The organism is Streptomyces sp. NPDC101181, assembly GCF_044767975.1.
Classification (GTDB): Bacteria; Actinomycetota; Actinomycetes; order Streptomycetales; family Streptomycetaceae; genus Streptomyces.
The window spans coordinates 1-18,604 of sequence record NZ_JBIWOX010000024.1 but is presented as its reverse complement, the minus strand read 5'-3'; the positions used below and the strand labels follow the sequence as shown (position 1 = coordinate 18,604).

General features: G+C 72.7%; 13 protein-coding genes. 11 read left to right on the top strand and 2 right to left on the bottom strand.

Going from position 1 to position 18,604, the window contains the following annotated elements:
* Nucleotides 1-850 precede the first annotated feature (850 nt).
* Nucleotides 851-4,723 (top strand): glycosyltransferase, encoded by a 3,873-nt coding sequence (locus tag ACIRRU_RS27360; protein WP_403684871.1) that lies wholly within the window; start codon nucleotides 851-853, stop codon nucleotides 4,721-4,723.
* Nucleotides 4,720-6,258, top strand: a complete 1,539-nt coding sequence (locus tag ACIRRU_RS27355; protein WP_403684868.1) for a DUF5719 family protein — start codon at nucleotides 4,720-4,722, stop codon at nucleotides 6,256-6,258. Before ACIRRU_RS27360 ends, ACIRRU_RS27355 begins: the two co-directional genes overlap by 4 nt.
* 143 nt (nucleotides 6,259-6,401) lie before the next feature.
* On the opposite strand, the gene ACIRRU_RS27350 is transcribed toward ACIRRU_RS27355, so the two are convergent.
* Nucleotides 6,402-6,830 carry a metallopeptidase family protein gene (locus ACIRRU_RS27350; RefSeq protein ID WP_363201316.1) on the bottom strand — a complete coding sequence of 143 codons (429 nt, stop codon included), beginning with the start codon at nucleotides 6,828-6,830 and terminating at the stop codon, nucleotides 6,402-6,404.
* A gap of 359 nt (nucleotides 6,831-7,189) precedes the next feature.
* Between ACIRRU_RS27350 and ACIRRU_RS27345 the strand changes: the two genes are divergently transcribed.
* From ACIRRU_RS27345 to ACIRRU_RS27310, 8 genes are all read left to right on the top strand, one after another.
* The gene (locus ACIRRU_RS27345; protein ID WP_363201350.1) at nucleotides 7,190-7,615 is read left to right on the top strand and encodes a DUF3499 domain-containing protein; all 426 of its coding nucleotides are present in this window, start codon (nucleotides 7,190-7,192) and stop codon (nucleotides 7,613-7,615) included.
* A 69-nt stretch (nucleotides 7,616-7,684) separates the two neighbouring features.
* Complete coding sequence (locus ACIRRU_RS27340) at nucleotides 7,685-9,052, top strand: phosphomannomutase/phosphoglucomutase (protein WP_403684865.1); 1,368 nt, start codon at nucleotides 7,685-7,687, stop codon at nucleotides 9,050-9,052.
* 209 nt (nucleotides 9,053-9,261) lie between these two features.
* Complete coding sequence (locus ACIRRU_RS27335) at nucleotides 9,262-9,444, top strand: Trm112 family protein (RefSeq protein WP_403684862.1); 183 nt, start codon at nucleotides 9,262-9,264, stop codon at nucleotides 9,442-9,444.
* Between the two features lie 226 nt (nucleotides 9,445-9,670).
* Entirely contained in the window at nucleotides 9,671-10,807 is a 1,137-nt protein-coding gene (locus ACIRRU_RS27330) for an SIS domain-containing protein (protein WP_403684859.1), read from the top strand.
* A gap of 121 nt (nucleotides 10,808-10,928) precedes the next feature.
* Entirely contained in the window at nucleotides 10,929-12,110 is a 1,182-nt protein-coding gene (manA, locus tag ACIRRU_RS27325; protein ID WP_403684856.1) for a mannose-6-phosphate isomerase, class I, read from the top strand.
* Between the two features lie 95 nt (nucleotides 12,111-12,205).
* Nucleotides 12,206-13,330, top strand: a complete 1,125-nt coding sequence (locus ACIRRU_RS27320) for a cation diffusion facilitator family transporter (RefSeq protein WP_403684853.1) — start codon at nucleotides 12,206-12,208, stop codon at nucleotides 13,328-13,330.
* A gap of 276 nt (nucleotides 13,331-13,606) precedes the next feature.
* Nucleotides 13,607-15,064, top strand: coding sequence for an adenosylhomocysteinase (ahcY, locus tag ACIRRU_RS27315; protein ID WP_403684849.1), 1,458 nt, complete (start codon nucleotides 13,607-13,609; stop codon nucleotides 15,062-15,064).
* A 188-nt stretch (nucleotides 15,065-15,252) separates the two neighbouring features.
* Nucleotides 15,253-15,861, top strand: coding sequence for a hypothetical protein (locus ACIRRU_RS27310; protein WP_403684846.1), 609 nt, complete (start codon nucleotides 15,253-15,255; stop codon nucleotides 15,859-15,861).
* 36 nt (nucleotides 15,862-15,897) lie between these two features.
* Here the strand turns inward: ACIRRU_RS27310 and ACIRRU_RS27305 are convergent, their stop codons facing one another.
* The gene (locus tag ACIRRU_RS27305; protein ID WP_403684843.1) at nucleotides 15,898-16,887 is read right to left on the bottom strand and encodes an RDD family protein; all 990 of its coding nucleotides are present in this window, start codon (nucleotides 16,885-16,887) and stop codon (nucleotides 15,898-15,900) included.
* 121 nt (nucleotides 16,888-17,008) lie between these two features.
* Here ACIRRU_RS27305 and ACIRRU_RS27300 point away from each other — a divergent pair, with 121 nt between their 5' ends.
* Nucleotides 17,009-18,016 carry a stage II sporulation protein M gene (locus ACIRRU_RS27300; RefSeq protein WP_403684840.1) on the top strand — a complete coding sequence of 336 codons (1,008 nt, stop codon included), beginning with the start codon at nucleotides 17,009-17,011 and terminating at the stop codon, nucleotides 18,014-18,016.
* Nucleotides 18,017-18,604 lie beyond the last annotated feature (588 nt).

Here is an 18,604-nt window from a genome sequence, read left to right as displayed (position 1 = left end):
GGGACGGCCGCGCACATCACCGACTTTCCCCGCACGCCCGAACTCCCGTAATCCCCCGCCCCTCCCGGAGCGCCCAGGTGATCGCTTTCACCGGGCCCTCCACCGGCCACCCCGTTCCGGGGCAGCCCCTCCCGTCGCCCGCCGGGCGCGGGCAGGTCGCGGTCGGCAGTCCGCCGCCGGTCCGCACGACATCGGCACCCGTGGGGCTCCGGCGCCGTGACGATGTCGAGGCCTGGTCACTGCTTCGCGGCGCGGGCCCGGTCACCGCCCACGACCCCGTGGGGTCCAAGACCGTCACCACCCGGCGCCATGGCTCCCGAGACCGGCACGGCCCGATCCGGTGGCGCCCGATACCCCACCCACTTCGACGACGCCGTGGTTCTCGTACGCATCCGTGGCACCCGATACGGCTGAGACAGCCGCGCCCCGTGACCCACGGCACCGTCAGGATCCTGTGGTTCCCGGTACCGCCCGGCTTCCGCTACCGCGACGGCCCGCCGCCCGTCCCCGCACCGGGGCCCGGTCGGCGGGCCGTCGGCATGTCCGCCCCCGCTCCCGTCCCGCCCCGCTTCCCTCCCGCCCCGGCTCCCGCCGTCACCCCACCCGCGCCTCGCCCGCGCCCCCGCAGCCGGGTCCGCGCCCGGTCGGCCTGCGGTTTCGCCTCCGGTCCCGTTCCGGCTCCCGCCCGTAGCGGAGTCGGCCGTTCACCCGCTCGGGGGACCCCGCCAGGTATCCGTACCGTTAGTGTGGGGCCCCGTCCGAGACGCGCCAACGCCCCGCCGGGGCGCGCGTGTACACCGATGCAGCCCCCGGGGACGCCCCCGGACCCGGCCGGAGGGCCCGTACCCCGATGTCCGTGCACAGCCACTCGGCGGCGCCGAACGCGGCCGCCGCCGCCCCAGAGTTCCCCCGGCACGTCGTCACCGCCGTGCTCGTCTCCCACGACGGCGCGCGCTGGCTGCCCGACGTGCTGGCCGGGCTGCTCGGGCAGGAACGCCCCGTACAGAACGTCATCGCCGCCGACACCGGCAGCGCCGACGACTCCGCCCGGCTGGTCACCGAGGCGCTCGGCGGCGAACGCGTCCTGCACCTCGCCCGCCGGACCAGCTTCGGCACCGCCGTCGACGAGGCGGCCCGCACGGCCGGGATCCTGACCCCCGACGACCTCCCCTACCTCAAGCGCCCCAGCGGCTGGGACCCGGTCACCCGGACCTGGGTCGACGAGAACTACGACCTGCCCGAGCTGCCGCACGGCGAACCGGTCCAGTGGCTCTGGCTGCTGCACGACGACTGCGCCCCCGAGCCCGACGCGCTCGCCGCGATGCTGCGCGTCGTCGACGGCGACCGGCACGCCACGATCGTCGGGCCCAAGCTGCGCGGCTGGTACGACCGCAGGCAGCTCCTCGAAGTCGGCGTCTCCATCGCCAACAGCGGCCGCCGCTGGACCGGCCTGGACCGCCGGGAGCAGGACCAGGGCCAGCACGACCAGGTCCGTACCGTCCTGTCCGTCTCCTCCGCCGGGATGCTCATCCGGCGCGACGTCTACGAGGAGCTGGGCGGCTTCGACCGCAGGCTCCCCCTGATGCGCGACGACGTCGACCTGTGCTGGCGCGCCCACCTCGCCGGGCACCGGGTCCTCGTCGCCCCGGACGCCGTCCTGCGGCACGCCGAGGCCTCCGCCCGCGAGCGCCGCCCCATCGACTGCGCGGGCCGCTCCGTCGCCAGCCCGCACCGCGTCGACAAGGCGGGCGCGGTCTACACGATGCTCGTCAACGCCCGTGGCAAGGCCCTGCCCTGGGTGCTGCTCCGGCTCGTCGTCGGCACCCTGCTGCGGGCCCTCGCCTACCTCGTCGGCAAGGTGCCGGGCCAGGCGCTCGACGAGGTCACCGGCCTGCTGGGCACGCTGCTGCGCCCCGGCCGCATCCTCGCCGCCCGCCGCGACCGGGGGAAGGGCGCGGTCGACGCGGCCGAACTGCGCGCCCTGTTCCCGCCGCCCGGCGCCACCGTCCGGGCCACCGTCGACCAGGTCGCGGGCAGCGTCAGCCGGCGCACCGAGGCCGACGCGGGCGGTTCGCGGCACGGGGCCGTCGAGTCCGGCCCCGGCGGTGACGACGCCGACTTCCTCGAAGTCGACCAGTTCGCGCGGCTCAAGCGCATCGGCCGCAAGCCGGGACCGATCCTCTTCGCCCTCCTCCTGATCGCCTCCCTCGTGGCCTGCCGCAACCTGCTCGGCGGTGGCGCCCTGGCCGGAGGCGCGCTGCTGCCCGTCCCCGCCGAGGCCGGCGAGCTGTGGAGCCGGTACGCGGACGCCTGGCACACCGTCGGGACCGGCGGCACCCAGACCTCCCCGCCCTACCTCGCCCTGCTGGCCGCCCTGTCGGCCCTGTTCCTCGGCTCGACCGGCCTCGCCGTGAGCGTGCTGCTGGTCTGTTCGATCCCGCTGGCCGGGGCCACCGCCTACTTCGCCTCCCGGCCGCTGCTGCCCTCCCGGCTGCTGCGGGCCTGGGCGAGCGTCGCGTACGCCTTCCTGCCCGCCGCGACCGGCGCCCTGGCCACCGGCCGCCTGGGCACCGCCGTCCTCCTCGTCCTGCTCCCGCTGATCGCCCGCGCGGGCGTCGCCGCCCACGGGCTGCGCGCGGACAGCGCGGCGGGGGAGCGCGGCAGCTGGCGCGCCACCTGGGCGTACACCCTGCTGCTCACCGTCACCATGGCGTTCACCCCCGTCGTCTGGCCCGTCGCCGTGGTCCTCGGCCTCGGCGTGCTGGTGCTGCGGCGCGGCGACATCACGGCGTACGGCCTCCGCTTCGTCGCCGCCGTCGGCACCCCGGTGCTGGTCCTGGCCCCCTGGTCGCTCACCCTGCTGACCAGCCCGTCCGCCTTCCTGGACGAAGCGGGCCTGGACATCGGTACGGGGTCGGCCTCGGCCCTGGACCTGCTCGGCATCAGCCCCGGCGGACCGGGCACGGCCGGAAGCGTGCTGTTCCTCGGCATCGTGCTGGCCGCCCTCGCCGCGCTGCTGCGCGACGAACGGCAGCTCGCCGTCCGCGCCGCCTGGGCGGTCGCGCTCGTCGGCTTCGCCGTCGCGGCCCTCGCCAACGGATCGGCCTGGGCCGGGCCCGCGACCCTCGTCTACGGCACCGCGCTGATCGCCGCCGCCCTGGTGGGCGCGGACGGCGCCCGCATCCGGGTCGCCGAGCAGAGCTTCGGCTGGCGGCAGCCCCTCGCCGCGCTGATCGCCCTGGCCGCCGGGCTCGCCCCGGTCGTGGCCGCGGCCGGCTGGATGATCGGCGGCGCCGACGGCCCGCTGGAGCGGCGGGACCCCGTCCAGGTGCCCGCGTTCGTGGCCGAGGAGAGCGGCACCCGCGACCAGCCGCGCACCCTCGTCCTCGGCGGCGCCTCACCCGACTCCGTCGCCTACAGCCTGGTCCGCGGCTCGGGCGCCCGGCTCGGGGACGGCGAACTCACCGAGGCGGGCGGCTCGAACAGCAGCCTCGACAAGGTCGTCGCGAACCTCGTCGCGGGCTCCGGCGCCGACCAGGGCGGCCAGCTCAGCGGCTTCGCCATCCGTTACGTCCTCGTACGGGACGGGGCGCCGCGCCAGATGAGCCGGGTCCTCGACGCGACCCCCGGCCTCAGCCGCCTCAGCCAGCTGGACGGCAGCGCCCTGTGGCGGGTGGACCGCCAGGTCGCCCGCGTCATGATCACCCCGGCCTCCGGCGAGGGCGAGAGCGTCCCTGTCGGCTCCGGACCGGTCGAGGCCCATACGACGATCCCCTCCGGCGAGGCGGGGCGCGTCCTGCGGATCGCCGACGCCGCCGACCCGGGCTGGCAGGCCACGCTGGACGGCGAGCCGCTGACCCGCAAGACCGTCGACGGCTGGGCCCAGGGCTTCGAACTCGCCGCGAAGGGCGGCCGCCTGGACCTCACCCACGAGGCCCCGGTCACGCACACCGCCTGGATCTGGGCGCAGGCCGCGCTCGCCGTCGTCCTGGTGGTGATGGCCCTGCCGGGCCGCCGCCGTGAGATCGACGACGACCTGCCGGACGAGGACCTGGCCACCGCCGCCGAGCCGGCCGACGGCGAGGGCCGCCGCGCCCGCAGGCTGCGCGCCGCGGCCCAGGCCGAGGCGGCGGCCGCCCCGGAGCCCGGTGCCGTTCCGGAGACCGGCGCGGGTGCGGAGGCCGCCGAGACCGCGGACGGCTTCCGGACGGATGACGGCACACCCGACCCGTACGCCGCGGGCGCCACCGCGCAGACCCCGGCGATCCCGCACCAGCAGGGGTACGGGGAGTGGGACGGGCAGCAACAGGCCCAGGACGCCGACTACTACGCGACGTACCAGCCCGACCCGTACGCCGAGCAGCCCCAGCATCAACAGCAGTACGAGCCCCAGCAGCCCCAGAACGCGGGCTACCAGGGCTACGGCGACCAGAGCGGCTACCCCTACGGCTACGGCGCGCAGGACCCGTACACCCAGCAGTACACCGACCAGAGCGGCACCTATTCCGACCAGGGCGGCGGCACGTACCCCGGCCAGTACGGGGCGTACGACGAATACGGCCAGTACACCGGCGAGCTGCCGCACCAGCAGCAGCCGTACGCCGACCCCGCCCGGCAACCCGCCGAGAACGGCGACCACGCCGACCCCCCGGTCCCGGGCCGCGCCCCGTGGCAGTCCGGTAACGCATCGTCCGGCAACGCATCGCGAGGCGAGTCCGAGTGAAGTCCACCCACCTGTCCCTGATCGCCGGTGCCGTCGCCCTGGCCGCCATCACCGGCTTCGCCACGGTCACCGCGCCCGATGGCCCGGCGGCCCCGGAGGCGAAGGCCGCCGCGCTGCTCCCGGTCGAGCGCTCCAGCCTGGTGTGCCCGGCGCCCAGCGGCTCCGACCTCGCGAAGACGCGCTACACCGCGTTCACCCCGGCGGGCGAGGGCGGCGACGGCGAGGCCGCCGCCGAACTGAAGCCCGCGCTCCCGGTCCCCGACGACGAGGACATGACCGACCCCAAGAAGGCGAAGAAGGCCGAGGAAGCGGCGGCGAAGGCGAGGCAGAAGGCCGAGAAGCCGCTCCTCGCGGTGAAGGAGCCCGGAACGCCGGTCGTGGCCGAGGCGGACGGCTCCGCCGCCCCCGCCCTCGTCGGTACGGCGACCGGGCGGCTGGCCCCCGGCTGGTCCGCCCAGCAGACCACCGAGGTCAGCGCGGGCGGGGCCCGGGGCCTGCTCGGGGTCAGCTGCACCGCCCCCGACACGGACTTCTGGTTCCCGGGCACGAGCACCGCGAAGTCCCGTCAGGAGTACGTGCACCTCACCAACCCCGACGACACCGCCGCCGTCGCCGACATCGAGCTGTTCGGCCCCGAGGGCGTGGTGAAGTCCGAGGTGGGCGACGGCATCACCGTGCCCGGCCGCTCCAGCGTCGCGCTCCTGATGTCCACCCTCACCGACGAGGCCGTCGACCGGCTGACCGCGCATGTCACCACCCGCTCCGGACGTGTCGGCGCGGTCGTCCTGAGCGCCGACGACACCGCGGGCAGCGACTGGATCACCGCCTCCCAGGACCCGTCCGGCACGCTCGTGATGCCCGGCATCCCCGCCGACGCCACCGCCGTACAGCTGATCGCTTTCGCACCCGGTGAGGACGACGCGGACGTCAAGGTCCAGCTCCTGGGCAAGAACACGGCGTTCTCCCCGGCCGGGAACGCCACCCTCCACATCAAGTCCGGCATGACCGCGGCCGCCGACCTCAAGGACGTCACCCGCGGCGAACCGGGCTCCCTGCGCCTCGTCCCCGTGGAGAAGGACCGGGCGACACCGATCGTGGCGGCGCTGCGCGTGGTCCGGGGCACCGGTGACAAGCAGGAAGTCGCCTACATCCCCGCCACCGGGCCGGTCGGCGCTCGGGCGAGCGTGACGGACAACCAGACCAAGGGCTCGACGCTCTCCCTGACCGCTCCGGGCGCCGAGGCCAAGGTGAAGGTCACCGCGTCGGCGGGCAGCGGAGGCGGCGAACCGTCCGTCGAGACGTACACCGTCAAGGCGGGCACGACCCTCGCCGTCACCCCGAAGGCCCCTCAGGGGCTCAAGGGCACCTACGCGCTGACGGTCGAGACGACGTCGGGCGGCCCGGTCCACGCGTCGCGCTCGCTGGTCCGGACGGGCGGCGGCGTCCAGATGTTCACCGTGCAGACCCTCCCCGACGACCGGGGCGCGGTGGCGGTCCCGTCGGCCCGGCAGGACCTGTCGGTCCTGGACGACTGAGGAGGTCCCGCACGGGCGCCGGCCCGTGGGCGGTGCCGGGCGGTACGTGGGCGGGCCCCGCGCGCAGGGGCTCGCCCGTCCGAGCGCGGACCAGCTCTGCCCGTCGCCCGTAGCGGCAGCGGGCGGCAGTCCGGCGACCGGCCCTAGTCCTGCCCGTACCGGGGGTCGACCGACTCGGGTGCCAGCCCCAGCAGCTCGGCGACCTGCTCGACGACGACCTCGTGCACGAGCAGGGCCCGCTCCTCGCGGCTCTTGGTCCGGATCTCCACGGGCCGCCGGTAGACGACGATCTGAGCGGGCCGCCCCTTGCCCGCCGGTACGGCGCCGCCGAGCGGAACGGTCTCCTCCGGCGTACCGGGCACGTCGAGGACGACGAAGTCCACCTCGGCCAGCTGGGGCCAGCGCCGCTCCAGCCGCTCCACGGAGTCCTGGACCAGGTCGCGGAAGGTCTCCCCCCTGCTGGCCGACAACGGCACCTGCGGCGGCGCGACCGGCCCGCGCATACCGCGGCCGTGCCGGTCACGGCGCCGGGGCCGCGGCTCGAACGGGTGGGGAGGTACGGGACTGTCCATCACCGACGCAGCGTAACGCTCCGGGGCCCCGGTTGATCGTGGAGACGCCGCGGCCGACGGACCGCTCGGCGCCGGGCAGGCACGAGCCAGGACCTGCCAGTCCCGGCAACGCCGACGCCGGAGGCGGCCTCCGACGTGCACAGCGCGTACCGATGTCCGTACTTGAACTTTCCGGCCAAGGTTGAGCCCTTTTCAGGCCCGTAATCCGATCGTTGACGACATGCGTGAAGCGGCCGTCAACCCCCTTCCACAGCCTCCGCGCGGCCCCGCGATCACCGCGGCCCCGCAGCGGCGCAGGTCAGGTGAGCCGCCCGGGACGCGGCTGTGCCCCAGGTCACAGGACGACACGGTGGGGTGAGCTGAGGGAGAGTCGTCGCAGCCCGCTCAAGAGTGCGGTACCGTCCAACATCGTGAGCCCTGTACGTCGCTGTTCGCGCACCGCGTGCGGCCGCCCTGCCGTCGCGACACTGACGTACGTCTATGCCGACTCGACTGCGGTCCTCGGCCCGCTCGCCACCTACGCCGAGCCCCACTGCTACGACCTCTGCGCCGAGCACAGTGAGCGGCTGACCGCGCCACGGGGCTGGGAAGTGGTGCGGCTCTCCGACGGCTCCGCACCCGCGCACCCCAGCGGCGACGACCTCGAAGCACTGGCCAACGCGGTCAGGGAGGCGGCCAGGCCGCACGACCGGGGTCCGGACGGCGGAGGCCGCGGCCGCTCCGCGGACCCGGTGGAGGTGGCCCGCCGCGGCCACCTGCGGGTGCTGCGCTCCCCCGACTCCTGAGGCCGGATCCGGAGGGCTCCTACGGCCGGGTAGTTTAGGCGGTCCGCGAAGACCCCAGGAGGACCGGCCGTGGTTGCTGATCTGTCGCAGCTCGTGAAGGCGTACGACGTGCGCGGGCTGGTGCCCGACCAGTGGGACGAGTCGCTGGCCGAACTCTTCGGAGCGGCGTTCGTCCAGGTCACGGCTGCCGAGGCGATCGTGATCGGCCACGACATGCGCCCGACGTCACCCGCCATGGCCGACGCGTTCGCGCGCGGCGCGACGGCCCGGGGAGCGGACGTCACGCTCATCGGGCTCTGCTCGACGGACCAGCTGTACTACGCCTCGGGCGCGCTGGATCTCCCCGGGGCGATGTTCACGGCCTCGCACAACCCGGCCCAGTACAACGGCATCAAGATGTGCCGGGCCGGTGCGGCCCCCGTCGGGCAGGACACCGGCCTGGCGGAGATCCGCGCGCTGGTCGAACAGTGGTCGGACGGCGCCCCGCTGCCTCCCGCCTCCACGCCCCCCGGCACGATCACGGAACGCGACACCCTCACCGACTACGCCGCGCACCTCCTCGGACTGGTCGACCTGACGGCGATCCGCCCCCTCAAGGTCGTGGTGGACGCGGGCAACGGCATGGGGGGCCACACGGTCCCCACGGTCCTCGCGGGCCTCCCGCTGGATGTCGTCCCCCTCTACTTCGACCTGGACGGCACCTTCCCCAACCACGAGGCCAACCCGCTCGAACCGAAGAACATCGTCGACCTCCAGGCCCGTGTACGCGCCGAGGGCGCCGACCTCGGCCTCGCCTTCGACGGCGACGCGGACCGCTGCTTCGTGGTCGACGAACGGGGCGAGGGCGTCTCCCCGTCCGCGATCACGGCCCTGGTCGCCGCCCGCGAACTGGCCCGCAACGGCGGCGAGGGCACCGTCATCCACAACCTGATCACCTCATGGTCCGTCCCCGAGGTGGTGCGCGAGAACGGCGGCACCCCGGTCCGTACCCGGGTCGGCCACTCCTTCATCAAGACGGAGATGGCCCGGCACGGCGCGATCTTCGGAGGCGAGCACTCGGCGCACTACTACTTCCGCGACTTCTGGAACGCCGATACGGGCATGCTCGCCGCCCTGCACGTCCTGGCCGCACTGGGCGGGCAGGACGCCCCGCTGTCCAAGCTGGTCGCCGAGTACGACCGCTACGCGGGCTCCGGAGAGATCAACTCGACCGTCGCCGACCAGGCCGCCAGCGTGGCCAAGGTCAAGCAGACCTACGGAACCCGCGAGGACGTCACCTTCGACGCCTTGGACGGCCTGACGGTCACGACGGCCGACTGGTGGTTCAACCTCCGCGCGTCGAACACGGAACCGCTGCTGCGTCTGAACGTCGAGGCGAGGGACGAGAAGACGATGAAGGCGGTACGCGACGAGGTGCTGAACCTGATCCGGGGATAGCGAGGGCTGCGGCGGTGCCCGGACATCGCAGTCCGTCCGGCGCCGAGGACGAACCCGCCCCACCAGCCGGGCGCTCCCCGACGCGCCCCGCCCCGCTCCATCCCCGGTCTCCGCCCCGCAGCCGGGCCGCGCCCCCGTCACCCCGGCGGTAGGCTGACGACGCCTGATCCACGTGGGTCGGGACTCGCATGTTCGAAGGGACTCACCCCATGCCGCTCGAAGCCGGCCTCCTGGAGATCCTGGCCTGCCCGGCCTGTCACTCCCCGCTCGACGACCGTTCGTCGGCCGACAGCCCCGAGCTGGTCTGCACGAGTGCGGACTGCGGCCTGGCCTACCCGGTCCGGGACGGCATCCCGGTGCTGCTCGTGGACGAGGCGCGCCGCCCCGCCTGACCGCGAGCGAAGCGAGTACGGCCGAAAGCGACGCACGGCGCGGTACGGCTACGCCCCGGCAGGGCACCGGCACCGGCTCACGACAGAGCCCGAACCCCACCTCCGGAACGCGGGCACCGCACCGCACCCCCGCCCCGGGCACCTGACCGGACCGCACCGGATCGCACCCCCTGGCCACCCCCGCACCCGCGTACCGCACCCACCCGGTGATCGGAGGCCCACCGCCATGCTCGACGAGTCCCTGCTCGACGCCCCGGACGCCCTCGCGCGCGCCGACCGCCGCGACCTGCTCCGCGGCGCGGCCGAGGCGGGCGCCCGCGTACGCACCGCCGCCCGGCACGCCGCCGAGGCGGGCATCGGAGGCCTGGCCCCGGAAGGACGGCCCCGGGCCGTCCTCGTCGCGGGCCCCGGAACCGCCGCCTCCGGCGTCGCCGACCTCATCGGCGCGCTGGCCGGCGCGGCCGCCCCCGTCGTACGGATCCACCCCACGGGCGTCGCCCCCGCCCCCGGCGCCCTGCGCTGGGCCCTGCCCGGCTGGGCCGGTTCCGTGGACCTGCTGCTCATCGCGACGGCCGACGGTTCCGAACCGGGCCTCGCGCTGCTCGCCGAGCAGGCCTACCGCCGCGGCTGCACCGTCGTCGCCGTGGCCCCCAACCGCTCACCGCTGCGCGAGGCCGTCGACGGGGTCCACGGCCTGGTGGTCCCGATGGCGGCGGCCCCGCACGGCGAGTACGACGCGGAGACCTCGGCCGCGGGCCCCGGCACGCTGTGGGCGCTGCTCACCCCGCTGCTGGCCCTCCTGGACCGGGTGGGTCTGGTGACCGCGCCCGCCGAGGAACTCCAGAAGGTCGCCGACCGCCTCGACCGCACCGCGGAACGCTGCGGTCCGGCCATCGCCACCTACAGCAACCCGGCCAAGACGCTCGCCGCCGAACTCGCCGACACCCTGCCCCTGCTGTGGACGGAGGGCGAAGCGGCGGGTCCGGTGGGCCGTCGCTTCGCCGCCGTACTGTCCGAGCTGGCGGGCCGCCCCGCTCTCACCGCCGAGCTCCCCGAGGCCCTGCCCTCGCACGGCACGCTGCTGACCGGGGACTTCGCGGCGGGCGCGGACCCCGACGACTTCTTCCGCGACCGGGTCGAGGAGGGCGAGACGCTCAGAGCCCGGGTCGTCCTGCTCCGGGACCGCCCGACCGGAGGCCTCAGCGCCTACCCGGCGGCCCGGGAGCTGGCGCTCGGCCACGACACCCCCGTCAGCGAACTGGAACCGGACGAGGGCAGCGAGCTGGAGACCCTGGCGGAACTGCTGGCGATCACCGACTTCGCGGCCGTCTACCTGTCGCTGGCCTCGGCGCCCCGGCCCTGACCCACCGGCCCGTTCGTCCGTCGACGATCACCGAGCCGCACGGCCCACCCGCACCGGCACCCCGAACCACCCCACGCCCCTGTCACGCCTGCTTCCCCATCTCCACCCAGAGGACGACTTCATGGACCGGCTGTCCAACACCGTGCGCCCCTACGCCTGGGGTTCCACCACGGCCATCCCCACCCTGCTGGGCAGAGAACCCACCGGCGAACCGCAGGCCGAGATGTGGATGGGAGCCCACCCCGGAGCACCCTCACGGATCAGCCGCACCACCGCGAACGCGCCCGGTGACAAGGAACTGCCCCTCACCGAGGTCATCGCGGCCGACCCGGAGGGCGAACTCGGCGCGGCCACGGTCGCCCGGTTCGGCCCCCGCCTCCCCTTCCTCCTCAAGCTCCTCGCCGCCGGCGCCCCCCTCTCCCTCCAGGTCCATCCGAACCTGGACCAGGCCCGTGACGGTTACGCCGACGAAGAGGCCCGGGGCATCCCGATCGACGCCCCCCACCGCACGTACAAGGACGCCAACCACAAGCCCGAACTGATCTGCGCGCTCACCCCCTTCGACGGACTGTGCGGCTTCCGCAGGCCCGCCGAGGCGGCGGACGCGATGGACGCTCTGGGGGTCGACTCCCTCAAGCCGTACGTGGACCTCCTCCGCGCACAGCCCGAGGAAGCCGCCCTCCGCGAGGTGCTCACGGCGATTCTCGGCGCGGACCCCGCGGAGATGGCCGGGACCGTCGAGCGGGCGGCGGCCGCCGCGGAACGCCTCGGCGGCGCGTACGCCCCGTACGCCCGTATCGCCCACCACTTCCCCGGTAACCCCGGCGTCCTTGCCGCGATGCTGCTGAATTACGTGCAACTCCAGCCCGGGGAGGCCCTGTTCCTCGGCGCGGGCGTCCCGCACGCCTACCTCGACGGCCTCGGCGTCGAGATCATGGCCAACTCGGACAACGTGCTCCGCTGCGGCCTGACGCCCAAGCACATCGACGTACCCGAACTCCTGCGCATCGTCCGCTTCGAGGCCACCGACCCCGGTGTGCTGCGCCCCGAGGCGGCCCCGTCGGGCGAGGAACTGTACGAGACCCCCGTCGACGAGTTCGCCCTGTCCCGCTACACCCTCGCGGCCGGTGCCGACCCCACCGAGCTGACCGCTCCCACCCCGCAGATCCTGCTCTGCACCGGGGGAGCCGTCCAGGTCGGCGAACTGTCGCTGAACCCGGGGGAGTCGGTCTTCGTACCGGCCGGCGAACCGGTAGAAGCGTCGGGAGCGGGCACACTCTTCCGAGCCACCGTGGGCACCTGACCAAGAGTCCGGCACCCTGCCCCGTCGGCTGCAACAATGTGCCGCCTCACCGTGACGGCGGATGTCGTACACCGACGAAGGGACACCACGCACCTATGAGCGCGTCAGGCGGAACCAAGGCGATCGTGGCGGCACTCGCCGCCAACCTCTCGATCGCCGTCGCCAAATTCGTGGCGTTCCTCTTCAGTGGCTCCTCGTCGATGCTCGCGGAGAGCGTCCACTCGCTCGCCGACTCGGGCAACCAGGGGCTTCTGCTGCTCGGCGGCAAGAAGGCGAAGCGCGAGGCGACCCCCCAACACCCCTTCGGCTACGGGCGCGAGCGCTACATCTACGCCTTCCTCGTCTCCATCGTCCTCTTCTCGGTCGGCGGCATGTTCGCGGTGTACGAGGGCTACGAGAAGATCAAGCACCCCCACGAGATCGAGGCCTGGTACTGGCCGGTCGGGGTGCTGGTCTTCGCGATCATCGCCGAGATCTTCTCCTTCCGTACGGCGATCATCGAGTCCAACCAGACGCGCGGTGACCGCTCCTGGACCGAGTTCATCCGCCGGTCCAAGGCCCCCGAGCTGCCGGTCGTCCTCCTGGAGGACCTCGGAGCCCTCGTCGGCCTGATCCTGGCGCTCGGCGGCGTCGGTCTCGCCCTCGCCACCGGCAACGGCGTCTGGGACGGCGTCGGCACCCTGTGCATCGGCATCCTGCTGATCGTCATCGCGATCGTCCTGGCCGCCGAGACGAAGTCCCTCCTGCTCGGCGAGTCCGCGGGCATCGAGGACGTCGAGAAGATCAAGGCGGCCGTGGTCGACGGCGACACCGTCACCCGCATCATCCACATGCGCACCCTCCACCTCGGCCCCGAGGAACTGCTGGTCGCCGCCAAGGTCGCGGTCCAGCACGACGACACCGCGGCCGAGGTGGCCACCGCCATCAACGCCGCCGAGAACCGCATCCGCGAGGCCGTCCCGATCGCCCGGGTCATCTACCTGGAGCCCGACATCTTCGACGCGGAGGCGGCGGCGGAGGGCAGCAACCCGAGCAAGCCCGCCACTCCGCCCCCCGGCACAGCCACCGAAGCACACCTCGGCGAGACCCCGGCCCCGCGCCCCGGCACGACCACCCCCACGCACCCCGACGAGTCCACGGCCACCAACCCGGACACGAACCCCGGCCCGGGGCAGGACGGAACCCCGCCCTCGCCGGATCCGCGGGATTCCGGCCACTGACCCACCCGACATCAGCCCCGATCGGCCCGGTGACCCCTCACACATGCCCCTCCCCCCGGACGGGCTGGGGGTCACTGGGCCGTTCGGTGTAGATTCGGATACGGATAACAGACGTCGCTGCTGATGGCGGTCGACCGGTCGGCAGCAGCTGGCCGGGCGAGGGACAGAGGGCCTCCGACGGACTGCACTGCGAACGCTCGGGCATTCGTGTGCCCCGCCGCCGCAGAGTCAGCCCAGACAAGCCCACCCTCGACCCATCACGAGGAGCAGCCCGTTATGACGACGGTCGCCAACAGCCAGGACTTCAAGGTCGCCGACCTCTCCCTCGCCGCTTTCGGGCGCAAGGAGATCACCCTCGCCGAGCACGAGATGCCCGGTCTCATGTCGATCCGCGAAGAGTACGCCGCCGCCCAGCCGCTGGCGGGCGCCCGGATCACCGGCTCGCTGCACATGACGGTGCAGACGGCCGTGCTGATCGAGACGCTGGTCGCCCTCGGCGCGGAGGTCCGCTGGGCCTCCTGCAACATCTTCTCCACCCAGGACCACGCCGCCGCGGCCATCGCGGTCGGCCCGAACGGCACCCCGGAAGCCCCCGCCGGCATCCCGGTCTTCGCCTGGAAGGGCGAGACGCTGGAGGAGTACTGGTGGTGCACGGAGCAGGCGCTGACCTGGCCGAACACCCCCACCGGCGGCCCGAACATGATCCTCGACGACGGTGGTGACGCTACCCTCCTCGTCCACAAGGGCGTCGAGTTCGAGAAGGCGGGCGCCGCCCCGGACCCGTCGACCGCGGACAGTGAGGAGTACGCGCACATCCTCACCCTCCTCAACCGCACCCTCGGCGAGTCCCCGCAGAAGTGGACCCAGCTCGCCTCCGAGATCCGCGGTGTCACCGAGGAGACCACCACCGGTGTCCACCGCCTCTACGAGATGCACCGCGACGGCACCCTCCTGTTCCCCGCGATCAACGTGAACGACGCGGTGACGAAGTCGAAGTTCGACAACAAGTACGGCTGCCGCCACTCCCTCATCGACGGCATCAACCGCGCCACCGACGTCCTCATCGGCGGCAAGACCGCTGTGGTCTTCGGCTACGGCGACGTCGGCAAGGGCTGCGCCGAGTCCCTGCGCGGCCAGGGCGCGCGCGTGATCATCACGGAGATCGACCCGATCTGCGCCCTCCAGGCGGCCATGGACGGCTACCAGGTGACCACGCTCGACGAGGTCGTCGAGACGGCGGACATCTTCGTCACCACGACGGGCAACAAGGACATCATCATGGCCAAGGACATGGCCCGGATGAAGCACCAGGCGATCGTCGGCAACATCGGCCACTTCGACAACGAGATCGACATGGCGGGTCTCGCGAAGATCGACGGAATCGTCAAGGACGAGGTCAAGCCCCAGGTCCACACCTGGACGTTCTCCGACGGCAAGGTCCTCATCGTTCTCTCCGAGGGCCGCCTGCTCAACCTCGGCAACGCCACCGGCCACCCCTCCTTCGTGATGTCCAACAGCTTCGCGGACCAGACCCTGGCGCAGATCGAGCTGTTCACGAAGCCGCAGGAATACCCGACCGACGTGTACGTGCTGCCCAAGCACCTCGACGAGAAGGTCGCCCGTCTCCACCTCGACGCGCTGGGCGTCAAGCTGACCACGCTCCGCCCGGAGCAGGCGTCCTACATCGGCGTCGAGGTCGAGGGCCCGTACAAGCCCGACCACTACCGCTACTGACCCACCCCGACCGCTCCACCCCCGGGGTGCGGAAGACCGGCCTTCCGCACCCCGAACGGGGTGAACACCGAGCGGCGTGACGGATCATGGCTCTCCACAGCAGCTCCGAGTGCAGGCCCCCGCACCCCCGTGCCGGGGGCCTGCTCCCGTTACCGCCCCCGCACAGCCCGAGGAACCCGAAGGATCCCATGCCCCGCGGCAGGTATTCGCTCCACGACCTTCATGATCACACCCCCCTCGGTGACGAACACTTCCACTGCGCCCCCGGCCCCTCCGGCTGGCGTTACGTCTCCCAGACCACTTCTCCCACGGGCGACCACCAGGGCTCCCTGGATCTGGCCCTGGACGAGCTGGGCCGCCCCATCCGTCTCGAACTCCACGCCGCCAGCTGGCAGATCCGAGGCGCGGCCCTGGAGGGCGTCACCTGGGTCAGGACCGACCCGACCGGCGCTCACGCCACCGAAGGCAACGTCCGTGCCCACGCCTTCGCCGGCGCGTCCCCCGCGTTCCTCATCGCCATGACCCGGCTCCTTCGCCTCACCTCCGATTCCCCTACGACCCGCGTCCGCGTGGTCACCTTCACGGACCCGGTCCTCGCACCCCGGACCGTGGACCAGTCCTGGGCACTGGTGAACAGTGAAGCGCACGCCACTGACAACGGCCCCCTGACGGTGGACGAATACCAGGTCACCGCCCTGGACACGGGGGAGCGGCACACGGTTCACATCGCCGGCGACGTGGTCCTCGCGGCTCCCGGCATCGAGCTGGAACACCTGGAGACACCCCCGTCGCAGTAGCTCACCCTCGCCCGCCCACATGCCCCGGGTCATGACCTAGCCGGGCGGAGCGAACCCGGAGGAAGGCGCGCCCCCGGACCCCTCCGGCCGATGAGCCACACCCTGACCGCCGGCACCGCTGGCGCCCCCGTCCGCCCAAGTGACTCCGGCGCCCCCGACAGCCCCTGTCACCTCCGTCGCCTCCGCGCTCCCCAGGCGCCGGGCAGCCACGGGTGAACCGACATCCGCAACAGCCGCAGCAGCAGGCGCGGACAGACCGGGCCCCGGCGCCCCTCCCGGAGCGAACACACGCCGCGCGTCCCGCGTCTGGCGCTCGTGGACCACCGCGGCCAGAAACGCGGCCGCGGGAACACCCTGCGGCACGGTCGTTCCGGTCCGCGACACCAGCTCACCGGCCAGGCGCTCCGCGATCGAACGGCCCACACCAGGGTCCAGTTGCTGCATCCGCGTCAGGTACTGCCGTATCGCGAGCCAGAGTTCGTCCGGTACGGCCGACAGATCCAGCTCCCCGAACCGGCCCACCAGCCAGGGCGGCGGAGGCGGGACGGCAGAGGACCGCCCCGACGCCGCGACCCGCTCCCGCACGACCAGCGTCCCGGCGAACACATCACCGAGCCGACACCCCCGCGCCGACACCAGCGAGGCGATGGAGGCCACAGCGCCGAAGGTCATGAGGATCTCGACGAGTCCCATGGCCCCCCGCACCAGCGCGTGCCGGAACCGGATCGGTCCGCCGTCGTCCCGCACCACGCGCAGCCCGCAGGCCAGCTTCCCCAGCGACCGACCGTGGCTCAGCGTCTCCACGGCTACCGGTCCGCCGATCAGGACCAGCAGAAACGAGGCGACCGCGATGGCGGCGACGGCCGCCTCGTCGAGCGAGGCCGAGGCAATGCCCAGAAGAACAGAAAAAAGAAGGAAGACGGCGAAAACCACCGACAGGTCGATCGCTGCGGCCAGTGCACGACTTGGCAGCCTCGCGGGTCTCAGCCCCAGAACGACCGCGTCACCGGTCACCAGCTCGCTCATCGGGCCCCACCCTCCGCCGACCTTCTCCTGCCCAGCCGGACCCCAGTCTGCCAAGCTGACCGACAGTGCGCCGCAGCAGTACGGACCCGTACGCATCCCTGCCCTGGAGCAACAACCGCCCATGGACCTCGACGTCTTCGTCACCGCCCACCGCTCGGAGTGGGACCGCCTCGAACACCTTCTGCGCCGAGGCCGCCGCCTCACCGGCGCGGAGGCGGACGAGCTGGTCGCCCTCTACCAGCGCACGGCGACCCACCTGTCGCTGATCCAGTCGAGCACCCCCGACCCCGTACTCACCGCACGCCTCACCCAGCTCGTGGCCCGTGCCCGGTCGGCGGTGACCGGCAGCCGCACGGCGTCCTGGCGCGATGTGACCCGATTCCTCACCGCGGGGTTCCCCGCCGCGGTCTACCGGTCGCGTCACTGGTGGGTCCCCACCGCGATCCTGTCCACCGCAGTGGCCGCACTTCTCGGCTGGTGGGTCGGCACACACCCCGAGGTCCAGTCCGCGATAGCCGCCCCGGAAGACCTCCGGGCGATGACCCGGCCGGGCGGGCAGTACGAGACCTACTACTCCAGCCACCCGGCGGCATCGTTCGCGGCCCAGGTATGGACGAACAACGCACAGGCCGCGGCGCTTTGCCTGGTCCTCGGCGCGTTCCTCTGCCTTCCGGTGCTCTGGATCCTCTTCCTCAACATGCTGAACCTCGGCGTCGGCCTGGGCCTCATGTCCTCCGCAGGCCGCCTGGACGTCTTCCTCGGCCTGGTGCTGCCGCACGGCCTGCTCGAACTCACCGCGGTCTTCGTCGCCGCCGGTACGGGGCTCCGCCTCGGCTGGACGGTCATCGATCCCGGCCCCCTGTCCCGGAGAGCAGCCCTGGCCCAGCAGGGCCGCGCGGCCCTGGGCATGGCGATCGGCCTGGCCCTGATCCTGTTCGTATCGGGCCTCATCGAAGGCTTCGTGACCCCCTCCGGCCTCCCCACCTGGGCCAGGATCACCATAGGTATCGCCGCTGAGCTGGCATTTCTCGCGTACGTCTACGTCCTGGGCGGTCGCGCGGCACGAGCCGGCGACATGGGCGACCTGACTGCGGTCGAACGAAGCGCCGAGCTGCCCGCCGCATCCTGACCGCCGATGTGCGATCGCCCTTGTCGAGCTGCTAGTCTCCTCTTCGCCCACAAGACCGTTGACACGGGGGACGTGGGGAGGTAGATTCAAACGGTTGCCTCGGACTGGACAGGTTCGAAGCGACCACATAAGGTCCATCTCGCTCGTGCAGAGGATGCTCGTTCATCCCGCCGGGCCACTCGATTCGCTTCATCTCAAGCCTCTGGGTCGTTCATTTACCCCCAAAAGCTTCTGATAAAGTTCGGATCAGCCGAAAGGCAAGACCATTCCACGGGTCACCGGAAATCAAATGCGGACCGGAAACGGACCGAATGAAGTCTGATAACGTTGGAGTCGCTGGAAAGGGAAAGCGCGAAAGCGACGAACCTGGAAAGCGAAACTGTATGGCCCGCTTCGGCCGGGAATCGGACACTGGAAAGTGTCTGGTAGAGTCGGAAACGCAAGAACGGTAAGACTAAAGGGAAGCGCCCGGAGGGCCCGGTGATACGGGGCCGAAGGAAGCGTCCGTTCCTTGAGAACTCAACAGCGTGCCAAAAGTCAACGCCAGATATGTTGATACCCCGGCCTGCACCTGGTGCAGGTTGGTGG